The sequence below is a fragment of the Streptomyces spongiae genome (assembly GCF_009377185.1).
GTDB classification, from domain to species: domain Bacteria; phylum Actinomycetota; class Actinomycetes; order Streptomycetales; family Streptomycetaceae; genus Streptomyces; species Streptomyces spongiae.
The window spans coordinates 1-6,685 of sequence record NZ_VJZC01000552.1; the positions used below are offsets into that span (position 1 = coordinate 1).

Sequence of the window (6,685 nt, forward strand, 5' to 3'; positions counted from 1 at the left end):
CAGGGGGAGGGGTGGTCGGTGGTCCAGTCACCGTCCCTTCGCCCGCGGGGCCAAGGAGCTGCTGTCCCAGTCCCTCCGCGTCGCCCTGGCGCATCGCGATCGTCACATCGGAGACGAGCACCTCCTCCTGGCCCTCACGGCCCGCCCGGGGGTCGCCGCCGAGGCCCTCGCGGATCACGGGGTGACGTATGCGGGGGTCGAGCGGGTGCTGTGGGGTGGCGCGGGAGAGGCGAAGGCCGGCTGAGGTCCCCGGGGCTCTCTGCCCTGTCGGCGCCCGCACATGACGCCGCATTCACCACCCGCTCGTCCGCATCCGCTCCGCCTCATCCCTTGGGCGCTCGCAGGGCCGCTCCGATGTGGGCCGCCGCCGTGGACAAGTGGCGGCGGGCCTCGCGGAGCTGGTCCTCCGTGACGCCGTGGTCGCGGGCCGCGTCGCGGATGTCGTCACGGAAGCGGTCGAGGAGGCGGTCGAGGTCGCGGGTGGGGTGGCCCGTGGAGGTCTCGTGGGCCCAGACGGGCTCGTACTCGGCGGGGAAGGCGTCCGGCGTGGTCGTGTACTCCGGGGGCGGCGTGGCGGTCTTGGATGACCGTGCTGTGTCCGTATCTGTGTCGCGCGTCGTGTCCGTGCTCGTGTCGGACGTCGCTCCCGGGCGGCCGAAGCCGAAGTCCTTGCCGAGATCCTTTCCGAAGTCCTTTCCGAAATCGCCGAACTCCTTGGCCAGTTCGGACAGGCCCTCACGTACCCCGGTCGGCCAGTCGCCCCGCGTGAAGTGGTCCTGGACCTGTTCCTGGACGCGCTTGGCGATGCGCTGGAACTCCTCCTGTGCCTGCGTCCGGGCGTGCTCCTGTGCCTCCTTGGCCTGGCGGCGGGCCCGCTGGGCCTCCTCCCGGGCCCGGCGGCTCTCGTCCTTCGCGCGGCGCGCCTGCTCCTTCCACTCCTGCTTGACGCGGCGCATCTCCTCCTTCGCGGCACTCCATGCCTCGTTGTCGGAGTGGTCACCGAAGTCACCGAGCGGCGCATGCTCTCCGGCCCCGCTCCGGGTGCCCTTGCGGGCCTCGGAGGCCGCGGCGCGCATCTCGCGGCGCAGGTCGCCGGCCGCGCCCCGGACGTCGGCACGGATCTCCGCGGCCAGCTCCGCCACGGACTCGCGGATCTCCAGCTCCAGGTCGGCCAACTCGCCGCTGCGGTCGGCCAGCTCGGCACGGCCCGCGTCCGTGATCGCGTACACCTTGCGGCCGCCCTCGGTGGTGTGGGTGACCAGGCCCTCGGCCTCCAGCTTGGCCAGCCGCGGGTAGACCGTGCCCGCCGACGGCGCGTAGAGGCCCTGGAAGCGCTCTTCCAGGAGGCGGATCACCTCGTAGCCGTGGCGCGGGGCCTCGTCCAGCAGCTTCAGCAAGTAGAGGCGGAGGCGTCCGTGGGCGAAGACGGGGGGCATGTCAGAGCACCTTCTTGTCGGTCGTGCCGTCGGACGCATTCTCGCCGGAGGCGGTGTCGGCCGGTATCGGATCCTCCGGTTCCGGGGGGTTCGACGAGTTCGACGAGTTCGATGAGTTCGATGAGTTCGAAGAGTGCGAGTCGCCGACCGGGCGTGCGGGCGTCGGGGCCGCGTCCCACGGCTCGTCCTCCGACGAGGGCCTGCGGAGCAGGGCGATCGAGCCCGAGATCGTCGTCGCCCTCAGCCTGCCGTTGCCCTCGCCCAGGCGGCCCGTGATCTTGTGGGCGCCCCAGGGGCCGCTGACCCGGAGGTCGTCGAAGGCGTTGGAGATCGTGCCGCTCGCCGTGTTCGCCTCGACCTCCGCGTCCGCGGGGTGGGGGAGCCGGATGGCGATCTCGCCGGAGACGCTGGTGAGTCCGACGTCCGTGGGGCTGCTCGTGGGGTCGAGGTCGAGGATGATCGAGCCGCTCACCGAGTCGGCCTTCACGGTCGGGCAGGAGCCCTCGACGACCGTCAGGTCACCGGAGACGGAGCTCATCCGCAGGTCGCCGGTGACGGCCTGGGCCTCCACGTTCCCCGAGACCGTCGTCGCGCGCACGGGGCCCGCGAGGCCGACCAGGGTCGTGTCGCCGGAGATGCCCTTCACCTCGGTGCGCCCGTCGACCCCGGAGATGACGGCCGTCGCCCCGACGACGCCCAACTCGACGCGTGTGCGGGCCGGAACGGCCAGGGAGATCAGTACGTTTCGACGCCATCCCTTGCGGTCGAGCCACTTGAGGAAGCCCTTCCAGGGCAGGTCGTCGTACGCCACCGTCAACGTGCCGTCCTTCTGCGTCACCGTCAGGGGTGGTCCCTCGATGTCGGACACCTCCAGACGGGGGGAACCCTCGTCCGTGCCCACGACGTTCACCGTTCCATTGACGATGCGCACATGGAGCGCCGTCACGGGCTCGTCGAACGTGAGCTTCCGCGGTTCGGTGACGGACCACTCGGACATGGTGCTGACCTCCTCGACCGGGCGGGACGCGCCATATCGCGTCTTCCGCTATTCACGATATATCGCGGTCACGGAAAGTCAAGACACTCGTCTTGATGATTATTTATGGAGAAAGATGGACAAATCGACCTCGTGTGGTTCGGGCCACCGGCGGTGGCGGTAGCACGGCCACACGCCGGTGGGCCGACGGCCTACTCCTCGTCCTCGTCGTCCAGTCGCGCCAGCCACGTCGCCAGGCGCTCCACCGGTACCTCGAAGTCCGGGTTCAGGTCGACGAACGTCCGCAGCTGCTCGGCGAGCCACTCGAAGGTGATCTCCTCCTCGCCGCGCCGCTTCTCCAGCTCTTCGATGCCTCGGTCGGTGAAGTACACGAATGTTCTCCTGGGGCTGGGCCTGAGGCCGCGGGGGTCGTACCTCTCTAGGTTATGCGGCCCGGCCGCCCTGTCCGTACTGGTCCGTTTCGGCTGTCCTCACGCGCATGTGCGGGCACAATGTCCTGGTACATCGGGCGCGTCAACCAGGCTGGGGCGCCGGGAAGTTGTTCCGGAAAGCGGGGGAGCCATGGAGCGGAGGATCCAGGAGATCGAGCTGCCCGGAGGGCGCACGGTGCTCGCCCGGGTGAGCGTGCTCAAGCCCGAGGAGGTCCCCGGGGATCCGGACGACTTCCCGTACGACGACGTCGGAGCCCTCGACCACCTGTCCACCCGCATCGACCAGCTGAACGAACTCGTCGGCGGAGTCGGCACCGCCGTTCTGGACGCGGCCCGTTCCGTCCGCCCGGACGAGGTCAGCGCCACCTTCGGCGTCGAGCTGGCGGTGAAGCCGGGCAAGGCGGTCGCCCTGCTGGCCGACGGCGAGGCGAAGGCCGCGATCTCCGTCACCCTGACCTGGCGCGGTGGGTCGAACAGCGGGGCGAACAGCGGGGCGAACGAGCCCGAGAGCGGCCCGGACCCCGTTCGGCCATGACGGCGTCCGAGCTCGAAGACCTCGCGCGGGGCGCCACCGTCCGGCTCGGCCCCGACGACGAGTCCGACAACCTCTGGGGCAGCGGTTTCTTCGTCGCGCCCGGCTGGGTGCTCAGCTGCGCCCACGTTCTGCTGCTCGGCGAGGAGGGCGCGCGCACCGGCACGCTGCGTGTGCGGGGCGAGCACGGCGCGGCCCGCGCGCGGGCCGCGTACTGGCTGGGCTCGGGCCGCGACACCGAGCAGGACCTGGTCCTCATCCGGCTGCTGGACGACGTACGGCACCCGTGTGTACGCCTCAGCGACCGGTACGACCGCGCCCACGACATCACCGCTCTCGGCTGGCGCGTCCGCGCCGGAGGCCCCGACAAGTGGAGCGGCCGTTGCCTGGTCAACGGCACCGCCGGGGACTACGGCGTCACACTGGGCCCCGAGACCGAGATCCCGCACGGCGCTTCCGGCGGGCCGGTCCTGGACCGGGTCCACGGTGTCGTCGCCGGGGTCGTCAAAGCACGCCGCAGGGCTGCCGACGGCGGCCTCGCCATCGCGGTGACCGCGTTGCGGGGTTTCACCGGGGCGCTGCCGTTGGAGGGGGAGGCCGACGAGCTGGGGCCCGACCCGTACCGCGCGCTCATACGCGCCCACGACCAGTGGCACCACCAGCAGCGCGAGGCCCGGCCGACCCGGCGCACCTGCTGGGTCGCCGCCCAGGAGAAGCTGATCGGGGCACGCGAGCGCGAGTGGAGTCCGTACGACGCCGCCACGGCGTGCGCACTGCTGGCCGACCTGCCGGCGCCCGACGGCACGGACACCCTCAAGGACCTCATCGAGGCCGTACTGGACGTCGAACCGCACTGGCGCGGCGCTCCGCCACCGCGGGACTGGCGAGACGGCCACGGGTGGCTGTACGACCGGGGCGAGCGCTCCGAGATCGCCTTCCTGCACTACCTGCTGCTCGTGGCCCGGCGGTGCGCCCCGGAGACCCCCGAGACGGCCGCTGCCCTGGAGGAGTGGCTGAGAGAACGGCTGGAGGAACTGCCGGACGCCACCCGAGGGTTGCTGAAGTCACGATCGACGCGCGGCACCGCGACTCTCCGCGCCCCGTCACCCTCTCCCGTCACCGTCCACACCGACGTCCCCGACGCGGACCGCGACGCCCCCGTCGTGGCCGTGGAACTGGAACCCGACGCCTTCCGCCCCGCGGACCGCTTCCACTGGCGCATCTGGACCTGGTCCGGCGGGCCCGACACCGTACGTTCCTGGGCCGAGGGGAACAACGCCGAAGGCGTCTCGCTGGCCGCCCTGCCGTACGAGTTGAGCGCGCCACTGGCGGAGGCGTTCGGCCAGCTCGACTCCGAGCGGTGCCGAGCACGCCTCGAACTCGCCCTGCCCCTGGAGCACTTCGACGTGAACGTGGACCTGTGGCGTGCCCAGCCGGCCGTCCGCAGCTACCGGCCCCATCCGGCCGAACGCCCCTTCGGCGCCCACCGCCAGGTCGTGCTGCGCAGCCTGCGCCGTACCGGTGGACCGGCCGCACAGGAGTGGCACGACCGCTGGCACGGCGTCACCCGCGGTGGCCTGGAGGCCCTGCCGCTCCCTTCCCTCGCCCACACCGGACAGGCGCTGGCGACCGCGTGCGACGCGGCCGTACCGGTCCTGTGCCGGACGGCGGCGGAGAGCGTCGACCCGCTCCGGGAAGTGATCAGCGCCGGTTACGGGATCGTCCTGTGGGCCCGCAACACGCAGCACACGTACGGCTGCGGAAAACAGTGCCAGGAACTGCACGACCACACCGCCAAGCTGCTCCGCCACACCGGACGCGCCACTCACCTCCCCGAGGAACTGCGCCGACTGCGCGAACGCATCGGCGAACTCGACACCGCCGCCGAATGGGCCGAACCCCTCGCCCTGCTCTACGACGACCCCGGCCGCCCCCTGCCGCTGTGCGACGAACCGGTGAACTCCCCATGAGTGCCCAGCCGTTCGACCGACCCATCCGCCCTCAGCCGACCCGGCTCACCCTGATCGCCGCCCGACGACGCACCCCCGAGGAGCGCCCGTGACCACTTCCGACTGGTACGTCTTCCAGGGCTCGGGCGAGCCGCACGACGGCATCGGACAGCTGCCCGCCCCACCTCCCTGGCGCGACTTCGACGGCGGTCCCGCACTCACCGAACTCCCGCCCCTGGGCAGCGAGTCCACCCGCAGACTGGGCACGCGCGGAGCCCAGGCCCTCGCCTGGCGCCCGGAGGAACTCGAACTGATCAACGCCGCGCTCTATCTGCGTCGCCCCCTCCTCGTCACCGGTGACCCCGGTTCCGGCAAGTCCACGCTCGCGCACGCCATCGCCCACGAACTCGGCCTCGGCCGCGTGCTCCACTGGCCCATCGTCAGCCGGACGACACTCCGCGACGGCCTCTACGCGTACGACGCGATCGCGCGCCTCCAGGACATCCAGATGGCCAAGGAGATGGGCCGCCCGTACTCCGAGGACATCGGCGGCTACCTGCGGCTCGGCCCGCTGGGCACCGCCCTGCTCCCGTACGACCGTCCGCGCGTCCTCCTCGTCGACGAACTCGACAAGAGCGACATCGACCTGCCGAACGACCTGCTGAACGCGCTGGAGGAGGGCGAGTTCGCGATTCCGGAGCTCCAGCGGATCGCGCGCAAGCAGCCCACCGCCGAGGTCCTCACGGACGACGACGGCCGCGCCGAGGTGACGGGCGGGAAGCTGCGCTGCAAGGCATTCCCCGTGGTCGTGCTCACCAGCAACGGTGAGCGTGACTTCCCGGCCCCGTTGCTGCGCCGCTGCGTCCACCTGGACCTGCCCTCCCCCAAGAACGACCAGTGGGGCGCGGGGCGGCTCACCGCCATGGTCCGCGCCCACTTCGGCGACCAGGACGTGGAACACCATGAGCGGCTGATCCAGCACTTCCTGCAGAGCAGCCCCGGCTCCCTGCGCGCCGCCGACCAACTGCTCAACGCCATCTACCTCACCCAGGAGGCCGTACGCGACAGCCAGCCCGACCGGCAGCGGCTGGCCGAACTGCTGATGCGCCCCCTCGACCACGGCGACCACGGGACGCGCTGATGAGCCCTGGACCGGGCGCGGTGGGCGAACTGGCCGAGCGGCTGCGCGGGTTGGGCGTCGAACCGACCGCCCGCGAGCTGGCCCCGGGCGTCGATGCGCTCGGCGGCGGGGAACTCCGTGGTGCCCGCGGCCGGGCCGACGGATTCGATGACCCCGCCCCGTACGACGATCGCGGCGTCCTCGACGAACCCGATCTGTT

The 6,685-nt window shown here is 71.7% G+C and carries 8 protein-coding genes; 5 read left to right on the plus strand and 3 right to left on the minus strand.

Annotation, left to right across the window (positions count from 1 at the left end):
• Window positions 1-244 (plus strand): Clp protease N-terminal domain-containing protein (locus tag FNH08_RS41155; RefSeq protein WP_194238802.1); only part of this gene is annotated, 244 nt, incomplete at its 5' end.
• Window positions 245-323: 79 nt separating this feature from the next.
• On the opposite strand, the gene FNH08_RS41160 is transcribed toward FNH08_RS41155, so the two are convergent.
• The 3 genes from FNH08_RS41160 to FNH08_RS41170 form a co-directional block, all read right to left on the minus strand.
• The gene (locus tag FNH08_RS41160; protein ID WP_152776630.1) at window positions 324-1,436 is read right to left on the minus strand and encodes a helix-turn-helix transcriptional regulator; all 1,113 of its coding nucleotides are present in this window, start codon (window positions 1,434-1,436) and stop codon (window positions 324-326) included.
• Window position 1,437: 1 nt separating this feature from the next.
• Window positions 1,438-2,433 (minus strand): DUF4097 family beta strand repeat-containing protein, encoded by a 996-nt coding sequence (locus FNH08_RS41165; RefSeq protein WP_152776631.1) that lies wholly within the window; start codon window positions 2,431-2,433, stop codon window positions 1,438-1,440.
• A 191-nt stretch (window positions 2,434-2,624) separates the two neighbouring features.
• Window positions 2,625-2,804 carry a DUF6104 family protein gene (locus tag FNH08_RS41170; protein ID WP_152776632.1) on the minus strand — a complete coding sequence of 60 codons (180 nt, stop codon included), beginning with the start codon at window positions 2,802-2,804 and terminating at the stop codon, window positions 2,625-2,627.
• Between the two features lie 190 nt (window positions 2,805-2,994).
• Between FNH08_RS41170 and FNH08_RS41175 the strand changes: the two genes are divergently transcribed.
• The 4 genes from FNH08_RS41175 to FNH08_RS51235 form a co-directional block, all read left to right on the plus strand.
• Window positions 2,995-3,399 carry a CU044_2847 family protein gene (locus FNH08_RS41175; protein WP_228034677.1) on the plus strand — a complete coding sequence of 135 codons (405 nt, stop codon included), beginning with the start codon at window positions 2,995-2,997 and terminating at the stop codon, window positions 3,397-3,399.
• A complete protein-coding gene (locus FNH08_RS41180) occupies window positions 3,396-5,366 on the plus strand; it encodes a VMAP-C domain-containing protein (protein WP_152776633.1) in 1,971 nt (656 codons plus the stop codon). Before FNH08_RS41175 ends, FNH08_RS41180 begins: the two co-directional genes overlap by 4 nt.
• 88 nt (window positions 5,367-5,454) lie before the next feature.
• Complete coding sequence (locus tag FNH08_RS41185; RefSeq protein ID WP_322726295.1) at window positions 5,455-6,486, plus strand: AAA family ATPase; 1,032 nt, start codon at window positions 5,455-5,457, stop codon at window positions 6,484-6,486.
• The coding region (locus FNH08_RS51235; protein WP_228034679.1) for a hypothetical protein at window positions 6,486-6,685 on the plus strand (200 nt) is incomplete at its 3' end. The genes FNH08_RS41185 and FNH08_RS51235, both read left to right, overlap by 1 nt.

Bases quoted from the DNA above. Each gene is read 5' to 3' on its own strand.
- FNH08_RS41160 (WP_152776630.1), bottom strand. From the start codon at position 1,436: ATGCCCCCCGTCTTCGCCCACGGACGCCTCCGCCTCTACTTGCTGAAG.
- FNH08_RS41165 (WP_152776631.1), bottom strand. From the start codon at position 2,433: ATGTCCGAGTGGTCCGTCACCGAACCGCGGAAGCTCACGTTCGACGAG.
- FNH08_RS41175 (WP_228034677.1), top strand. From the start codon at position 2,995: ATGGAGCGGAGGATCCAGGAGATCGAGCTGCCCGGAGGGCGCACGGTG.
- FNH08_RS41180 (WP_152776633.1), top strand. From the start codon at position 3,396: ATGACGGCGTCCGAGCTCGAAGACCTCGCGCGGGGCGCCACCGTCCGG.